This is a genomic window from Sphingobacterium spiritivorum (genome assembly GCF_016724845.1).
In the GTDB taxonomy this organism is placed as follows: domain Bacteria; phylum Bacteroidota; class Bacteroidia; order Sphingobacteriales; family Sphingobacteriaceae; genus Sphingobacterium; species Sphingobacterium spiritivorum_A.
Genome location: NZ_CP068082.1, coordinates 3,165,391 through 3,179,775 on the forward strand (window position 1 = coordinate 3,165,391; position 14,385 = coordinate 3,179,775).

The 14,385-nt window shown below is 37.7% G+C and carries 16 protein-coding genes; 12 read left to right on the forward strand and 4 right to left on the reverse strand.

The window, feature by feature from the left end; genetic code table 11:
* Positions 1–164 precede the first annotated feature (164 nt).
* Complete coding sequence (locus tag I6J03_RS13305; RefSeq protein ID WP_003011777.1) at positions 165–1,349, forward strand: MFS transporter; 1,185 nt, start codon at positions 165–167, stop codon at positions 1,347–1,349.
* 86 nt (positions 1,350–1,435) lie between these two features.
* The gene (locus tag I6J03_RS13310) at positions 1,436–2,182 is read left to right on the forward strand and encodes a hypothetical protein (protein ID WP_003011778.1); all 747 of its coding nucleotides are present in this window, start codon (positions 1,436–1,438) and stop codon (positions 2,180–2,182) included.
* A gap of 125 nt (positions 2,183–2,307) precedes the next feature.
* On the opposite strand, the gene I6J03_RS13315 is transcribed toward I6J03_RS13310, so the two are convergent.
* From I6J03_RS13315 to I6J03_RS13325, 3 genes are all read right to left on the reverse strand, one after another.
* Positions 2,308–3,471, reverse strand: a complete 1,164-nt coding sequence (locus tag I6J03_RS13315; protein ID WP_003011781.1) for a peroxiredoxin family protein — start codon at positions 3,469–3,471, stop codon at positions 2,308–2,310.
* A gap of 91 nt (positions 3,472–3,562) precedes the next feature.
* Entirely contained in the window at positions 3,563–4,060 is a 498-nt protein-coding gene (locus tag I6J03_RS13320; RefSeq protein ID WP_003011783.1) for a GNAT family N-acetyltransferase, read from the reverse strand.
* Between the two features lie 204 nt (positions 4,061–4,264).
* Positions 4,265–4,672 carry a hypothetical protein gene (locus tag I6J03_RS13325; RefSeq protein ID WP_003011785.1) on the reverse strand — a complete coding sequence of 136 codons (408 nt, stop codon included), beginning with the start codon at positions 4,670–4,672 and terminating at the stop codon, positions 4,265–4,267.
* A 215-nt stretch (positions 4,673–4,887) separates the two neighbouring features.
* Here I6J03_RS13325 and I6J03_RS13330 point away from each other — a divergent pair, with 215 nt between their 5' ends.
* Both I6J03_RS13330 and I6J03_RS13335 read left to right on the forward strand, forming a co-directional pair.
* The gene (locus I6J03_RS13330; RefSeq protein WP_003011787.1) at positions 4,888–5,283 is read left to right on the forward strand and encodes a BlaI/MecI/CopY family transcriptional regulator; all 396 of its coding nucleotides are present in this window, start codon (positions 4,888–4,890) and stop codon (positions 5,281–5,283) included.
* A complete protein-coding gene (locus tag I6J03_RS13335; protein WP_003011789.1) occupies positions 5,276–7,069 on the forward strand; it encodes a M56 family metallopeptidase in 1,794 nt (597 codons plus the stop codon). The genes I6J03_RS13330 and I6J03_RS13335 overlap by 8 nt, the downstream gene beginning before the upstream one ends.
* A gap of 106 nt (positions 7,070–7,175) precedes the next feature.
* Here I6J03_RS13335 and I6J03_RS13340 read toward each other — a convergent pair whose 3' ends face one another.
* A complete protein-coding gene (locus I6J03_RS13340; RefSeq protein ID WP_003011791.1) occupies positions 7,176–7,676 on the reverse strand; it encodes a cupin domain-containing protein in 501 nt (166 codons plus the stop codon).
* Positions 7,677–7,797: 121 nt separating this feature from the next.
* Here I6J03_RS13340 and I6J03_RS13345 point away from each other — a divergent pair, with 121 nt between their 5' ends.
* The 8 genes from I6J03_RS13345 (at position 7,798) to atpH (ending at position 14,376) form a co-directional block, all read left to right on the forward strand.
* Positions 7,798–8,784 carry an imelysin family protein gene (locus tag I6J03_RS13345; RefSeq protein WP_003011793.1) on the forward strand — a complete coding sequence of 329 codons (987 nt, stop codon included), beginning with the start codon at positions 7,798–7,800 and terminating at the stop codon, positions 8,782–8,784.
* Between the two features lie 90 nt (positions 8,785–8,874).
* Positions 8,875–11,106, forward strand: coding sequence for a helix-turn-helix domain-containing protein (locus tag I6J03_RS13350; protein WP_201693726.1), 2,232 nt, complete (start codon positions 8,875–8,877; stop codon positions 11,104–11,106).
* Between the two features lie 73 nt (positions 11,107–11,179).
* Positions 11,180–11,398, forward strand: coding sequence for an AtpZ/AtpI family protein (locus tag I6J03_RS13355; protein WP_003011799.1), 219 nt, complete (start codon positions 11,180–11,182; stop codon positions 11,396–11,398).
* Positions 11,391–11,786 carry a hypothetical protein gene (locus I6J03_RS13360; protein WP_003011802.1) on the forward strand — a complete coding sequence of 132 codons (396 nt, stop codon included), beginning with the start codon at positions 11,391–11,393 and terminating at the stop codon, positions 11,784–11,786. The genes I6J03_RS13355 and I6J03_RS13360 overlap by 8 nt, the downstream gene beginning before the upstream one ends.
* Positions 11,787–11,870: 84 nt before the next feature.
* A complete protein-coding gene (gene atpB / locus I6J03_RS13365; RefSeq protein WP_003011806.1) occupies positions 11,871–12,956 on the forward strand; it encodes a F0F1 ATP synthase subunit A in 1,086 nt (361 codons plus the stop codon).
* A 38-nt stretch (positions 12,957–12,994) separates the two neighbouring features.
* Entirely contained in the window at positions 12,995–13,186 is a 192-nt protein-coding gene (gene atpE, locus I6J03_RS13370) for an ATP synthase F0 subunit C (RefSeq protein WP_002992877.1), read from the forward strand.
* 107 nt (positions 13,187–13,293) lie between these two features.
* Complete coding sequence (locus I6J03_RS13375) at positions 13,294–13,794, forward strand: F0F1 ATP synthase subunit B (RefSeq protein WP_002992878.1); 501 nt, start codon at positions 13,294–13,296, stop codon at positions 13,792–13,794.
* Positions 13,795–13,830: 36 nt separating this feature from the next.
* The gene (gene atpH / locus I6J03_RS13380; RefSeq protein WP_003011808.1) at positions 13,831–14,376 is read left to right on the forward strand and encodes an ATP synthase F1 subunit delta; all 546 of its coding nucleotides are present in this window, start codon (positions 13,831–13,833) and stop codon (positions 14,374–14,376) included.
* Positions 14,377–14,385: the final 9 nt, after the last annotated feature.

A 14,385-nucleotide genomic window follows, 5' to 3' on the forward strand; every position in this document is an offset into this window, starting at 1 on the left:
TTTTCTAAAGTTGTTTGAATTTTGTTGTGTTTTTCTTCTAAAATTCGGTTCTGTGCCCAGGTTTCAGGAGTATAACCTATAAACTTTATAATATAAATAATAAATAACGTAACACTCTGATAAATATAACTTTGCATTTTAGCGCTCTAAAACAGACGAGAATTATGAATGCAAATGTTAGGTGGAGTAATGTATATATCCTGTTTGTTTCACAAGCGCTTTATCAGACGGTTTCCATACTTGTGATCACATTGTCAGGGATCATCGGTATGCAAATGGCACCTGATAAGAATCTGGCAACACTACCTGTGGCCATGACTACTATAGGCGCAGCAATCATGATGATACCTGCTTCTTTGATTATGAAGAAAACAGGCCAAAGGAAAGCTTTTATGATAGGTACAGTCATTGGTGCTTTATCCGGAGTCGTATCGTGGTATGGTATTATCCACCAGTCCTTTTGGATATTTTCGATTGGAAATATGTTGTTGGGTATCTATCAGGGTTTTACACAATACTATCGTTTTGCAGCGGCAGATTCTGTTCCGGAGTATGCAAAGAGTAAAGCTATCTCCTGGGTAATAGGTGGTGGTATTGTTGCTGCTTTTGCGGGACCTAATCTCGCGAGATTTACACAAGATTTAGGCGCTGTACCCTATGCGTATTCTTATCTTTCAACTATTCTGCTGAGTATTGCTGCTTTGGGGGTGGTAGCCTTTCTGAGGCTTGATAAGAATGTTGTTTTGAAGACGGGTAAATCCACATCATCCGGTCGCTCACTAAAGGAAATCATTAAAGACAAAAATACTGTTCTGGCCTTGTTTTCTTCTTCTACTGCTTTTGCTGTAATGGGGATGTCTATGACTGCTACACCTATAGCCATGCATGATTTCGGACATTCCTCCAGTGATACGGCAATGGTTATCCAATGGCATGTATTGGGTATGTTTTTGCCATCTTTTTTTACAGGTGCTCTTATTCAGAGATTTGGTGTACATCGCATCATTCTCACAGGAGTATTAATTCTGTTTACATACTTAATTGTTGCGCTTTCAGGGATCCACTTTATCAATTTTATAATAGGATTATTTATTGTTGGACTAGGTTGGAATTTCTTGTTTATAGGAGGGTCTTCAGCACTTACAAAAGTTTACAGACCTGAAGAAAAAGAGAAAACTCAGGCCTTCCACGATTTTACCGTCTTTGCCATTATCAGTATTTCAAGTTTTTTTGCAGGTAGTTTGTTTAATCTATGGGGGTGGATAGGATTAAATCTGGTATTACTGCCATTACTTATCCTTACATCTGTGCTGGTCATACGGGTTATCAAGAGTGGTAATAATTCGTAAATATTATAACTCTATTCAGGAATATCGTAACAATAGAAATTCTTAATAATGGAGCTTTGTATGTTAAGAAATATAAATTATTAAATATGAATACACATGAGCATACAGACCCGCCGAAAGTAAAAGTGATTTTCGAGCCGCAGATAATAGAAGCAAATAAACCAGCTTATTTTGTTATTTCAGTTACGGAGGATGGTAAGAATGTTCCTTTGGAAGTCGTCCATACTATGAAAATGCATCTTCTGGTGGTCAATGAAGAATTGACATGGTTTGATCATATTCACCCCGAGAAGCAAGCAGACGGGACTTATTATGTCTCGGAAACTTTTCCATCAGCAGGAAAGTATTTATTCTTTATTGACTATAAGCCGGTAGGTCTTCCAGCAAATGTAAGTATGAAACTTGTTGGAGTACAGGGGCGACGCCTTCGTCAGATACCAGAACAGGATATAAAATTGGTTTCAGTTGTTGATGGTTATACCGTTACTTTACTTAATGGCAATGATCTAAAGACAAATACAGGACAGAGCCTGCAATTTTCGATAGAAAAGAATGGTAAAAACCTGGATGAAAAAGACATGGAGCAGTACCTTGGAGCAAATGCTCATATTGTAATGATCAGCCAGGCAGATAAGGATTTTCTTCACATTCATCCAATGTCAGATCATCGTTTTCCTATATATGCACATACCTATATCAGGAAATCCGGCTTATACAGAATGTGGGTACAGTTCAAAACAGACGGAAAGGTACATACAGCTGATTTTACTGTTCTGACCTCTGAGGGTGAGATGCAAGGCGGAGACCACAATAGTCATGGAGCCCATCATTAGATGAATTCCATATCCCCAAAAATCTAACAATTTTCTATTTTAATAAATTAAAAAACCGGTATAATCTATACTTTATTATCCCGGAATCAGGAAGGGCAGAAGCAGACATTTCTGCCCGCCTGTTTTTATTGTTTATCAGACAAAGCCTTATCCAGTTCTTCTCCTAAAGTCGTTTCACGCTCCTCGGTATATCCGTATACGCTATAAGATATATACCCGTTTTTGTCAATAATATAGAAAAACGGGGCTCCGGGTGCGTTATATTTCTCTTTAATCTGCTGTGCATCATAAATGACAGGAAAATTGATTTGATTAGTTGCTGTATACTGCATAAGTTCTTTTTTTGAGCTGCCAAACAGGCTCAAAACCACTACTTCTTTGTTTTGATATTTATCTGTCAGATTATTCATCATTCCTATTGACAGTTGATTACCAAGACAACTGATGTCCGTCATGAATAATAGTAGTGTCTTACCTGCAAAAGACTTTGAGGAATACGTGCTCTCTAACATATCTTTACCTGTCCATTCCGGCGCTGGAGTACCTTTTTTTAACAGCTCTTTTTTCTCATAAGGTTTATAACCCGGAGGAATCTGAAAGTTTAACAGATAATTTTTCCGGGAATTTATATTAAAATCCGAAAATACAGATCTGGAGTGCATCGAAAGTTCAATCGTGTTATTGTCTGCTGCATAGTTTGATTTTGAAATAATAGTATAGCTTTTGGGTAGAAATGTAGTTTTATCCACGGCAAAATACATATCAATAAATGCTCTTTGTTCGTTAATAACCGAATCGAAAGCATTGACAAAAAAGTAGAAATAGTTCTGTGTGTCAATTGTGGTATCATTGAGTTGTTTTATTTTATCAGGAGCAGTTTGCTGTATTTTACTTACCGTTTTTTGTAGTTCTCCATCGGAGAATATATCCGCATTCCCTATCCTAAGGGCTTTATAATCTTTCGTCGTATACGTACCATCTTTTTCAAAATCATATATTTTTTTATCAGCATAGACCGTTCTGGATGCATAATTTTTATCCTTTATTGTCGTACTGACGTCTGCATATGGTAATTTATAGTTGGGGTCAAAGAAAACAGTTACCTCCCTGTAGATTGTAGCGGTGTCATTTCCAAAGGGATTTTTATCATAGCTTATCTGATTATAGGATATACTTTCAATTTTTTCCAGTTGCTTAAGCATGCTTTCAACTGGTTTAATTGAGGTTGATTGTGCGTACAACTGAACTGCCAAGAGGTTTAAAGCAATAAGCGTAATTATAGTTCTCATTTTAATAGCTGTAATGTTTTAAATATTCTTGTCCAGATATTTAGGTGTCAATCTGCATGCAAATTAAGAGTAGCCCGTTCTTTATTATTTTCTATATTGAACTTGTCCAATTTGAACTTGCCAGCACTACAGATGTTTCTATTTGTCGGATGGGAATTGTCCAGTATCTGGGTAATAAAATATTTATTTCTGATCTTTCTAAAAGTCTGAATCCATTTTTAAGGTAGAAACTGATTGCCCACTTTGCATCTGTCCATGTGCCAATAAGTACAGGTGTTGTCGCCATTGAATTTAGATGCGCTAATAATTGTCTTCCTATACCTTTACTTCTTTCCTTTGTGCGAACATAGGCATGACGAATAAGTGTGACTTCACTTTTGTATTGAATTCCCATTACACCAATAAGTGTTTTACCTTCTTTGTACCCCCAGAATTCAACACCATCAGCAATTTGGTTTTTTAATTCAAGTTCGGTCATATATGGTTCATGCCATCTATCATCAGGAATTACCCCTTTATATGCAATTGATGCATCGTTAATGATTTCATAAATTTCATTAAGGTCCTTTTGTTCACATTTTATAATCATAAAGTTTCATTTTTTACCTGGGATAGCCAACTTCTAATATCAGAAATTAATAGCAGAGCTACAAGATGCAGATGTGTTAAGAAAGATTAATAAATATCTTGCAACTGACAGATCCGTTTTTAAATATTATCAACTGTCTATAGTGAAAGAGCCAATTCCACTTTTGGAACTGGCTCTTTAAAATATATTAAAAATAGAAAATGGCTAGAAAATATATTCAATTGATCCTTTTAAACTGTCTGCTGCAGATTTGAAGGATTCTGTTTTTACGACCTTTTCATCTACTTTGATTTCTAAGGTGATTTCTCCGTTTCCGGCAGAAGCGAAAGCTAATTTTGCTTTCTCCCCTTGTTTTGAGATTAATCTTGGAACAGATTTATTGAAAGGAACTTGTCCATTTGTTTGTACAGAGTCTTTTCCTGTACTGTCTGTAAAAGTCAACTTACCCATTTTAATATCCTTGGATTTGGAAGTTATGCTGTAAGCAATTTTCACATTTTTGGGATATGTCGATACATTATTGTCGTCTTTATCACAAGAATACAATAAAGAAATACTTAATAATACTGTAAGAGCTGCTAAAATACCTGATTTGAAATTCATCTTTTTCATTTCTTTTTTGTTAAAAGTTTAAAATTAATTAGATGATTGCCGGCAAATCATTTTTCAATAATCTAAACGCAGGCGACTTGATTTTTGCTACAGTAATATCTTTTTAAAGATAATGGTAGATTAAGTTTTAAATTTAATTTATTCATAATCAGTATTTTGTGATTTTATTTTACCTCAGCTATTGTGTAATTAAAAATATGCTCTACATTTGTAGAATGAATTCTAATAACATAGAGACGAGTTTATCCAAAAAGGAAGAAGAGTTGATGGATTATATCTGGCAATCGGGCAAACCATTTCTGAAAGATATCATCGAATGTTATCCTGATCCCAAACCCGCTACCACAACAATTGCGACATTGTTGAAGCGATTACAGGATAAGGGGGTGATTGATTATGAGACGTTTGGCAATTCGAGAAGATATTTTCCGTTAATTAAAAAAGACGCATATTTTTCAAATCAGATGAGCGGAATGATTAAGCAGTTTTTCAATGATTCAGCACTTCAGTTTGCCTCTTTTTTTACGACTTCATCCAACCTAAGTGATAAAGAGCTGGAAGGCTTAAGAAAAATAGTAGACCAAGAACTTAAAAAAAGAAAAGATGATTGATTTTGTTCTGAAATTCCTGGCAACCTCCACAATATTTATTGTGTTGTATTTTGTACTGCTGCAGTATGTAAAATCTTTTAAAATCAACAGATGGTACTTATTATCTTCTCTGATTTTGGCTTTAATGATCCCTTTCTTTGTATTTGAAGTGGAGAAACCTGCGATGGCGATACCTTTGATAGAAGAGATACCTGCAGTACAGGATGAGACACCGCTGGCGCCACAACATGATTTTGTTGAGACTGCTCAACAAGTTGAAGTACAGGCTGTACCTCCCGTTGAGAATTCGAGACCTGTTATCTATGATATTATTATAGGTGTAATGGTTCTTTATTTTGTCGGGGCGGTGGTCATGGCCATTCGATTCAATAAAAATCTGAGGAGATTATACCGTAAGATTGTTAATGCTGAGCAGATCAGAGAAGATGAGGTAACGATAGTTCTGTTAGATGAGCCTATATCTCCGTTCAGTTTTTTCAGATTTCTTTTTGTAAACAGAGATGAATACCGTAGTGGTCTGGAAAAAGATATTCTTCGTCATGAAATGGCTCATATCAGGCAGAATCATACCTGGGATGTCATATTTATAGAGACATTACTGGTTTTCTTCTGGTTCAATCCGGCCTTGTATTTTTACAGAAAAGCTATTCAGACAAATCATGAATTTTTAGCAGATGAAGCTGTCGTGTCTACAGGCAACCATTTTAACTACTTGTCATTACTTATTAATACTGTTTCTCAGAAGCATATCACCACATTAGTGAGTCCGTTTAACCATTCATTAATTAAAAAGAGATTACTTATGATTACCCGTAAACCATCACATTTGAGATCACATGCATTTCAATTGTTAAGCGTACTGATATTACTGGCAACAATTGCTATATTCAGTGAACGCACATATGCAAAAGCAGAAAATCCTGCTGGTGCAGATAATACTTCTTCGAATACTGATCTTATGTCGGGAGTATCCCATGAAGTGTGTACAGATACTATCATTCAGAATGCTGTACAAAGAGATACTATTGCGGATTCTCTGCAGGCTTTGGATCCACTGGCGATAAAACCTGTTGCGCCGTTAAATGTACAGACGCCGGTAAATCTGAATCTTAACTTTGACTCATTGGGTCTTTCAAAAGATCTGGCTTATTTATCTTCCCCTGAGTTTATAAACGGTATTGTAGATGTTGAAGGTTTAAGTAAAATGATCAGCGAGACTGTAGGATCAAAGGAGTTTACTGCTAATCTGCAGAAGTTAACAGATAAAGCAATAAAGGACTCTGAATATTACGATTCTCCTGAATTCAAAGCACATATTAAGAAAATAGAAAAGGACGCTGCTAAAACCGAGGCTTATTATAATTCCCGTAAGTTTAAATCAAATATTAAGAAAATAGAGGATGATGCAGCTAAAATCGAGGCAAAATATAATTCTCCTGAATTTAAGGCACATATCAAGAAAATAGAGGATAATGCAGCCAAAATCGAGGCTTATTATAATTCCCCTGAATTCAAAGCAAAGATTGAAAAAATAGAACGCGAAGCGGAGGAAAGAGCCCGTAAGGCTGAAGATGCAAGGATTAATTCGCCTGAGTTTAAAGCAAAGATTGCCAAAATAGAACGTGAGGCGGAGGAAAGTGCCCGTAAGGCAGAAGAGGCGAGGATTAATTCCCCTGAGTTCAAAGCAAAGATTGAAAAGATCGAACGTAAAGCGGAGGAACAAGGTAGAAAGACAGCGGAAAAAGCTAGAAAAGCTGCAGAAGCCAGAGCGTTAAAATCCAACTAAATAATCAGATTATTCTAGTTGTAATACACAAAAAAGAAATTGTTTTATATGTTTATGTTGGCGCGAGGCTTAACGAGAAAGAGGGGAAAAATTCCCCTCTTTTCTTTTATCTTCCAAAGTCATCCTGTACACGGATAATATCATCCTCATCAGAAGGATTGTCAATATCCGTATGTTGCCAGATTTCTGCCAATACACCATATTCGGATAATCCTACCAGACGGTGACGTTCGCCCTGACGGAGTTTAATGCTTTCACCTGTTGTAAGTTTTTTAAGTTCCTGCTCATCATCTGTATCACTTGTCACTACACCTACAGTACCTTTGATTACTCTCCAGATTTCTGCACGGCGGTGGTGATACTGCCATGAAAGACGTTTTTCAGGAGCAACGATCAGAATTTTAGGACTTAATTTGCCTGAAATCTTAAGATCCTGTACATTCAGACCTTCAAAATATTCATCTGCAAACTGCTGTGCCTGATCTTCATTTATGACAAAAAAACCTCCCCAGGGACGGGTTTGATCTTGTTTTTCGATGCCAAATCCTTTGTCTGTAAGGATTTTTTCTATTTCACTGAATAATTCGGCTTTATCTACGTATTCCATTTTTATTGATTTACTTAAAAGGGTGAAGTTAGGATTTTTTTTAAAAATATGTATCAACTATTGTTACTTTCAATTCACAAATTAATATCTACCTTTGCGGACGTTTTTAGTAACTCAATTTATGAAAAACAGGTTTTTGGGCTTGGTGATACTGCCGGTCCTGGTGAGTTGTTCCGCAGGTCAGGATAAAATTAACACACAGATTAAGATTATTGACAATATTGAATCCCATATCATTATTCCCACACATCAGCTTCTTTGTGAACGTGTTATTGATTTGCAGGGAGCGATCCAACGTATAGAAATCGGTAATGATATTTCCCTTTTGCAGGCAAGAGACGCCTGGCTAGAGACACGTGAATTGTGGGAACAGGCAGAAGGATATGCGATAGAAGAGAGTAAGATCGTCAGCATCCGTCAGCGAATGGATGAAGGCACCTATGCTTTATCCCAACAGCAGCCTGACCGGATCAATAAAGGTGAATTTCAGCAGATTGAATACATATTATGGGGTTCTGATGGTATGCGTATGGCTGCTGATCTGACAGAAACTGATCTGGCTTCTTTAATGACGATTTCAGATAGTATGGTTGTGCAGACGACTCAATTGCTGGCGTTTACAAAAGAAACAGCATGGACAAAGGCAAAGTTAAAAGCTAAAAATGAAGAACAACGTTCTCAAATCTGTCAGCAGCGTATGAAAGACTATGTAGGCGGCATGATAGGAGTGACGCAACAAATTTTGGAGACTAAGATTACAGAACCTGATGCTCCTATATCCGCTGTTCAGATAGAAGAGCCCTATAGTGATAATACAAAATCTGATATCCTGAATAATATTATTGCTATCGAAAATCTGTACACAGGCAGGTTGGATCTGCACAAAGGAGCAGGAATAGCGGCTGTGGTAGACCGCCAGGATAAAGTATTGGATGAAACTTTGCGTAAGTCTATAGAAGACTCCAAAAAGGCAATAAATGCATTACCCGAATCCTACAGTATGGCGCTGTCCAATGACAGAGATGCGGTACTGGTGGCGAAGGTAAAATTGCAAACGCTTCAGGAACTGCTTAAAGACCGTTTATTACCATTGGTCTCTCAGATCTGAGATAGACAGTTTTTATTTGTTATTTTTGTAAAAGATACCCTGTCATATGGTATCTTTTATTTTTTATGATTATTCCGATTATTTTTTCTCATGAGTGAATTGCCTTTAGATAAACAAAATACAGCCTTTATGCAGGCCGTAGCTTTTGTCAACCAAACGAACCAAAACCTTTTTCTGACAGGGAAGGCTGGTACGGGAAAGACGACATTTCTACGGTATATCAATAAGCATTCGTATAAGAAGATGGCTATCACTGCTCCTACGGGGGTTGCTGCGATGAATGCCGGAGGTACTACGCTGCATGCGCTATTCTGGTTGCCGTTTGGCGTCTTTCTGGAGGATTATGAGATGAACTGGAGCGCAGAGGATAATAATATCTATAACAAAAGCCGTCTGTTCAGTACAATAAAGCTTACCAAACAGCGAAGAGCAATTCTGCAGGAGCTGGAACTGTTGGTTATCGATGAAGTGTCGATGGTACGTAGTGACACCCTGGATGCGATAGATGTCATATTGAAATCTGTGAGACGTGATCAGCGTCCTTTTGGTGGAGTTCAGGTATTGTTTATAGGCGATTTATACCAGTTGCCTCCGGTGGTCCGGGATTTTGAATGGTCTGTTCTGAGAGGTACTTACTCCAGTCCGTTCTTTTTCGATGCCAAAGTAATGCGGGAATACCCACCTGTCATGCTGGAGCTCAATCATATCTACAGACAAAAGGATGATTCGTTTATTAATCTGCTTAATAATATCCGAAACAATCAGGTCTCTAAAGATGATCTGGAACAATTGAATGCACATTATAAAGCCGATTTTGAGCCAGTTTCTTCGGATCAATATATTACGCTGACTTCTCACAACCGACTAGCTGACACGATCAATCAGGAAGAACTGGTGCGCTTACCCGGTAAGATGCTCAATATAAAAGCAGTCATCAAGGACGAATTTCAGCAGGGATCGTATCCTACAGACGAGACGCTGACCCTGAAAGTAGGTGCACAGGTTATGTTTATTAAGAACGATACAGGTGATGACCGTAAATATTTTAACGGAAAAATCGGGACAGTCAAAGAAATCAATCTGGATAAGCAATACGTGCTGGTCTCCTTTCCGGATGGATCTGATGACGTCATGGTCAAAAGAGAAACCTGGGAAAATATACGATATAATTACGATAAAGGACAGGATGAGATCAATTCCGAAGTGTTGGGTACATTTTCTCAATACCCTTTACGTCTGGCATGGGCAATTACGATTCACAAGAGTCAGGGACTGACATTTGAGAGAGCGATCATCGATGCAGGGACTTCATTTGCTGCGGGGCAGGTGTATGTTGCGCTCAGCAGGCTGACCGGTCTGGAGGGTTTGATCCTGAAATCTCCCATCCCCGGACATTCCATTCGTACAGATTTTCAGGTGGTATCGTTTATGCAACGTATGCTTCCTGAGGCCGAACTGCCGGCTGTGCTGGAACAGTGCCAGAAAAACTACCTGGGTCAGATCTTGCTTAACAGCTTTCGCTGGACTTCGCTGATTGACGAGACTGTAGCATTACAAACGTCTCTGGCTGACCGGAATATAGATGATAAAGCCGGAGCAGAGCAGTATTTTATTCAGCTTGTAGCAGATCTTCGAAAACAAGAGAAAGTCGCGCATTCATTTATCAATCAGCTCTATACGTTACTTAGTGACAAGTCCAGTCTGGATTATACACGTATATGCGAGCGGACAAAATCTGCTGTGCAATGGTTTCAGTCTAAGATTGAAGATGAATTAATTAAACCTACGTTTGAACATATCAACGTCTGGAAGATCAAGAAAAGGACAAAGAAGTATATTGATGAGCTGAATGGCCTGCATCTGGATTATAAACGTAAACTGGATCAGCTGTTGCACTGTCTGACGATTGCCGAGACCCTCATGAGCGACGGAAATATCGGTGAAGCCGTCACGCAGATGGAGAAATTTGAAAAATCCAAAGATGATCAGGTGAAGACGGCTACAGATGATACAGAAACAAAAGACCTGACCAAATTGGATACCAAACAGATCACGCTGGAAATGTACCAGGATGGTAATTCTATAGCGGAAATAGCCCAGAAAAGAGGCATGGTTGCCGGAACAATATATGGTCATCTGATTCATTTTATTGGTGAGGGAGTGGAGGCACATGAACTTATCGAGCAGGACAAACTGGATAGAATCATTGAAGTGATCCGTAAACATCCGGACGCTTCGGCTTCCGAATTGAAGAGTATTTTAGGTCCTTCAGTAGATTATCCGGATATCCGTATCGGACAAAAAGTGTTAAGTGTAGATTAAACAAAAATTATCACTTATATTTGCCGGGTAATATGACGGAATCTGAGGCATATTCCTGATCTAACACGTAATTATGGAAAAGAAAAGTGGTCCCAATAAATGGATGATGTTTATCGCTATGCCTTCTCAGATGGGGATCACTGTTTACTTATTTTATATGTTGGGTACCTGGCTGGACAAAAAGTACGGCTGGGAGAATGAGGTAGCCATGAAGGTATCTACATTTATAGGGGTAATTGTATCCATGTATTATTTTATAAAACAAGCAAATCGATTGAGTAAGAATGACTAAGAATATCCGCTATTTTATACTGTTACTGGTAATTGGGCTAGTATTGTATGGAGTACATTATGCTATATTGAAGGGACTGGACTTGCAGGATGTATGGCAGCAGAATGATTATAAGCTATGGGGATTTTATCTTGTCGGTGGAATTTCGTCTTTGGTTATGCTGATAGTGGTTATTATCATCCATAATATGATGCCCAATAGTGTCGGGTTTGTGTTTTTGGGGTTACTTACCCTTAAGATGATTGTTTCATTTCTGTACGTGAACAAAGGCTTAAATCAGCAGCCCGAAAACTTTATTGAATATAATTTTTTGGCTGTCTTTTTTCTTTTTATCGTATATGACGTATTCATGGCGTATAAAGTTATGAATCAAGAGAATAAACAGTAATTTATATAAATTAAAAAAAGTTTCATTTAATCGCAAAAGATGATAAATAAAATCGTATTTTTGCGCAAAAATTAACGAGAAAACATGGAGAGTCTAAGGAGAACGCTTCTTATTTTTACAGCAGTATTATTCACATTCAACCCTTTCCTGGCGGGAGCTAGTGAAGGAGTAGATGAGCCAAAGTCGCAATCTGAGGAGATCAAAGAATACAGTGAACACCATTTACAGGATGATTACTATTTTTCTTTATTCGCAGATAAAGAAGCAGATAAGGTGTATGGTTTTCCACTTCCTGTTATCTTGATTGATAACGGATTAAAAGTTTTCTCTTCCGCTGCATTTGATCACGGTCATGCAGTAGTTGAAAAAGATGGTCAGTATTATAAACTTTTCCACAACAAGATCTATAAAACAGATGCTGCAGGGACATTGACTATGGATGACAAACATCATCCGACCAATGCCAAGCCTTTGGATTTTTCGATTACTAAAAATGTTGTGGGTCTGTTGTTAGCTACACTCTTGTTGTTCTGGGGATTTTTGAGCCTTGCTAAAACATACAAAAAAGGAGCAAATACACTTCCAAAAGGAGTAGGTCGTGTGTTAGAGCCGCTTGTATTGTATGTGCGTGATGAAATGGCGATGCCAAATATCGGTTCACGTTATAAAGAGTTTATGCCTTACCTGTTATCGGTTTTCTTCCTGATTTTCTTGTTGAACTTATTAGGATTGACACCATTAGGTTTCAATGTGACAGGTAACATCACGATAACGTTGTGTCTGGCCCTGTTTACCTTTTTTATCATTCTTTTCAAAGCAAATAAAAACTACTGGAAACATATTTTCTGGATGCCGGGTGTACCTGTTCCGTTTAAAATAGTTTTGGCACCAATAGAGTTACTGGGTATGTTTACCAAGCCATTCTCACTGATGCTGCGTTTATTTGCAAATATTACTGCAGGTCACTCTGTTATAATGGGATTGATTGCAATTGTTTATTTGTTTCAAACCCAACTGACTGTAGGAGGTAGTATTGGTGTCTCTATGTTACTGACACTTATACTCATGCTTCTGGAGTTATTAGTTGCATTCCTTCAGGCGTTTATTTTTACCATGTTGTCTTCACTGTTCATAGGTATGGCAGTAGAGGAACACCATGACCATCATTAATCAGAATTTTTTTTAAATTTTTATATAATTAAATTGTTATGATTCCAAATTTAGTAGGTGCAGGTTTAATCGTTATCGGTGCAGGTCTAGGACTAGGTAAAATCGGTGGTTCCGCAATGGAAGCTATCGCTCGCCAGCCAGAAGCAGCATCAAAAATTCAAACTGCAATGATCATCATTGGTGCCCTAGTAGAAGGTTTAGCATTCGGTGCTTTAATCTTAGGTAGATAATCCAATGTTACAGTACAAGCACCATTTGCAACGGTTGGTTGCAAACGGTGCTTCTTCAGGTAAAGAAAAGAAAAATTAAAAAGAAATAATATTTTATAATATATACAATGGAAGCATTAATTAATCAGTTTTCGTATGGTCTGTTTTTTTGGCAACTGATCATATTATTAATAGTAATCTTTATCTTAGGTAAATTTGCTTGGAAACCTATTGTTAATGCGCTGGATGAGCGTGAGACAGGTATTTCTAACGCATTAGCAGCAGCTGAGAAGGCAAAACTGGAAATGACTCGTTTGACAAATGAAAACGAACAGTTATTAAAAGAAGCACGTGCTGAGCGTGATCTGATCCTGAAGGAAGCAAAAGAGCTTAAAGAAAAGATCGTTATTGAAGCCAGAGACCAGGCGCATGCTGAAGGAAAGAGATTAATCGCTCAAGCTAAACAGGAAATCGATACGCAAAAGACTAAAGCTTTGGCTGAAGTGAAAGCACAGGTTTCTGAACTGTCTATTGAGATCGCTCGCAAAGTGTTAAGCAAAGAATTTGAAGACCAGGGTAAACAGCAGGCATTAGTTGCTGATTTGCTTAAGGATGTTAAATTGAACTAATCATTCATTCAGGTTTTCAAATTATAATTTATAACTATGTCAGTATTTAAAGTAGCATCTAGATATGCAAAGTCGTTGATCGACTTGTCGCAGGAACAGGGTCAACTGGAGGAAGTGAAATCCAATATAGATCAATTTGTATCTGTGTTGAAAGAAAATTCTAGCTTGCGTGCTGTCTTAGCAAATCCGATTATTACCTGGGAAAAGAAATATGCCATCCTTGAACAAATATTTAAGGATAAATTCGGTGCTTCCGTACTGGCGTTTTTCAGAATCATGATCTTCAAAGGTCGTGGTGAGATCCTTTATAATACAGCACAGGAATTTTTACGTGAATACAATGTGATCAAAGGTATTGTAGAAGCTACTGTTATTTCGGCAGCACCTCTTTCTGCAGAGAATCTGGATGCATTGAAAAAAGTAATCACAGAAGAGCTCCATGCGCAGGTATTGCTGACAAATAAAGTCGATGCTTCCCTTATCGGAGGTTTCATCGTAAAAGTAGGTGATAAGCAGATCGATACCAGCATCGCACGTAAACTGGATGATTTAGAAAGATATTTAACTGCTCAGTCGGTATAACGATTGAAC

Bases quoted from the DNA above. Each gene is read 5' to 3' on its own strand.
- I6J03_RS13305 (WP_003011777.1), top strand. From the start codon at position 165: ATGAATGCAAATGTTAGGTGGAGTAATGTATATATCCTGTTTGTTTCA.
- I6J03_RS13310 (WP_003011778.1), top strand. From the start codon at position 1,436: ATGAATACACATGAGCATACAGACCCGCCGAAAGTAAAAGTGATTTTC.
- I6J03_RS13315 (WP_003011781.1), bottom strand. From the start codon at position 3,471: ATGAGAACTATAATTACGCTTATTGCTTTAAACCTCTTGGCAGTTCAG.
- I6J03_RS13320 (WP_003011783.1), bottom strand. From the start codon at position 4,060: ATGATTATAAAATGTGAACAAAAGGACCTTAATGAAATTTATGAAATC.
- I6J03_RS13325 (WP_003011785.1), bottom strand. From the start codon at position 4,672: ATGAAAAAGATGAATTTCAAATCAGGTATTTTAGCAGCTCTTACAGTA.
- I6J03_RS13330 (WP_003011787.1), top strand. From the start codon at position 4,888: ATGAATTCTAATAACATAGAGACGAGTTTATCCAAAAAGGAAGAAGAG.
- I6J03_RS13335 (WP_003011789.1), top strand. From the start codon at position 5,276: ATGATTGATTTTGTTCTGAAATTCCTGGCAACCTCCACAATATTTATT.
- I6J03_RS13340 (WP_003011791.1), bottom strand. From the start codon at position 7,676: ATGGAATACGTAGATAAAGCCGAATTATTCAGTGAAATAGAAAAAATC.
- I6J03_RS13345 (WP_003011793.1), top strand. From the start codon at position 7,798: ATGAAAAACAGGTTTTTGGGCTTGGTGATACTGCCGGTCCTGGTGAGT.
- I6J03_RS13350 (WP_201693726.1), top strand. From the start codon at position 8,875: ATGAGTGAATTGCCTTTAGATAAACAAAATACAGCCTTTATGCAGGCC.
- I6J03_RS13355 (WP_003011799.1), top strand. From the start codon at position 11,180: ATGGAAAAGAAAAGTGGTCCCAATAAATGGATGATGTTTATCGCTATG.
- I6J03_RS13360 (WP_003011802.1), top strand. From the start codon at position 11,391: ATGACTAAGAATATCCGCTATTTTATACTGTTACTGGTAATTGGGCTA.
- atpB (WP_003011806.1), top strand. From the start codon at position 11,871: ATGGAGAGTCTAAGGAGAACGCTTCTTATTTTTACAGCAGTATTATTC.
- atpE (WP_002992877.1), top strand. From the start codon at position 12,995: ATGATTCCAAATTTAGTAGGTGCAGGTTTAATCGTTATCGGTGCAGGT.
- I6J03_RS13375 (WP_002992878.1), top strand. From the start codon at position 13,294: ATGGAAGCATTAATTAATCAGTTTTCGTATGGTCTGTTTTTTTGGCAA.
- atpH (WP_003011808.1), top strand. From the start codon at position 13,831: ATGTCAGTATTTAAAGTAGCATCTAGATATGCAAAGTCGTTGATCGAC.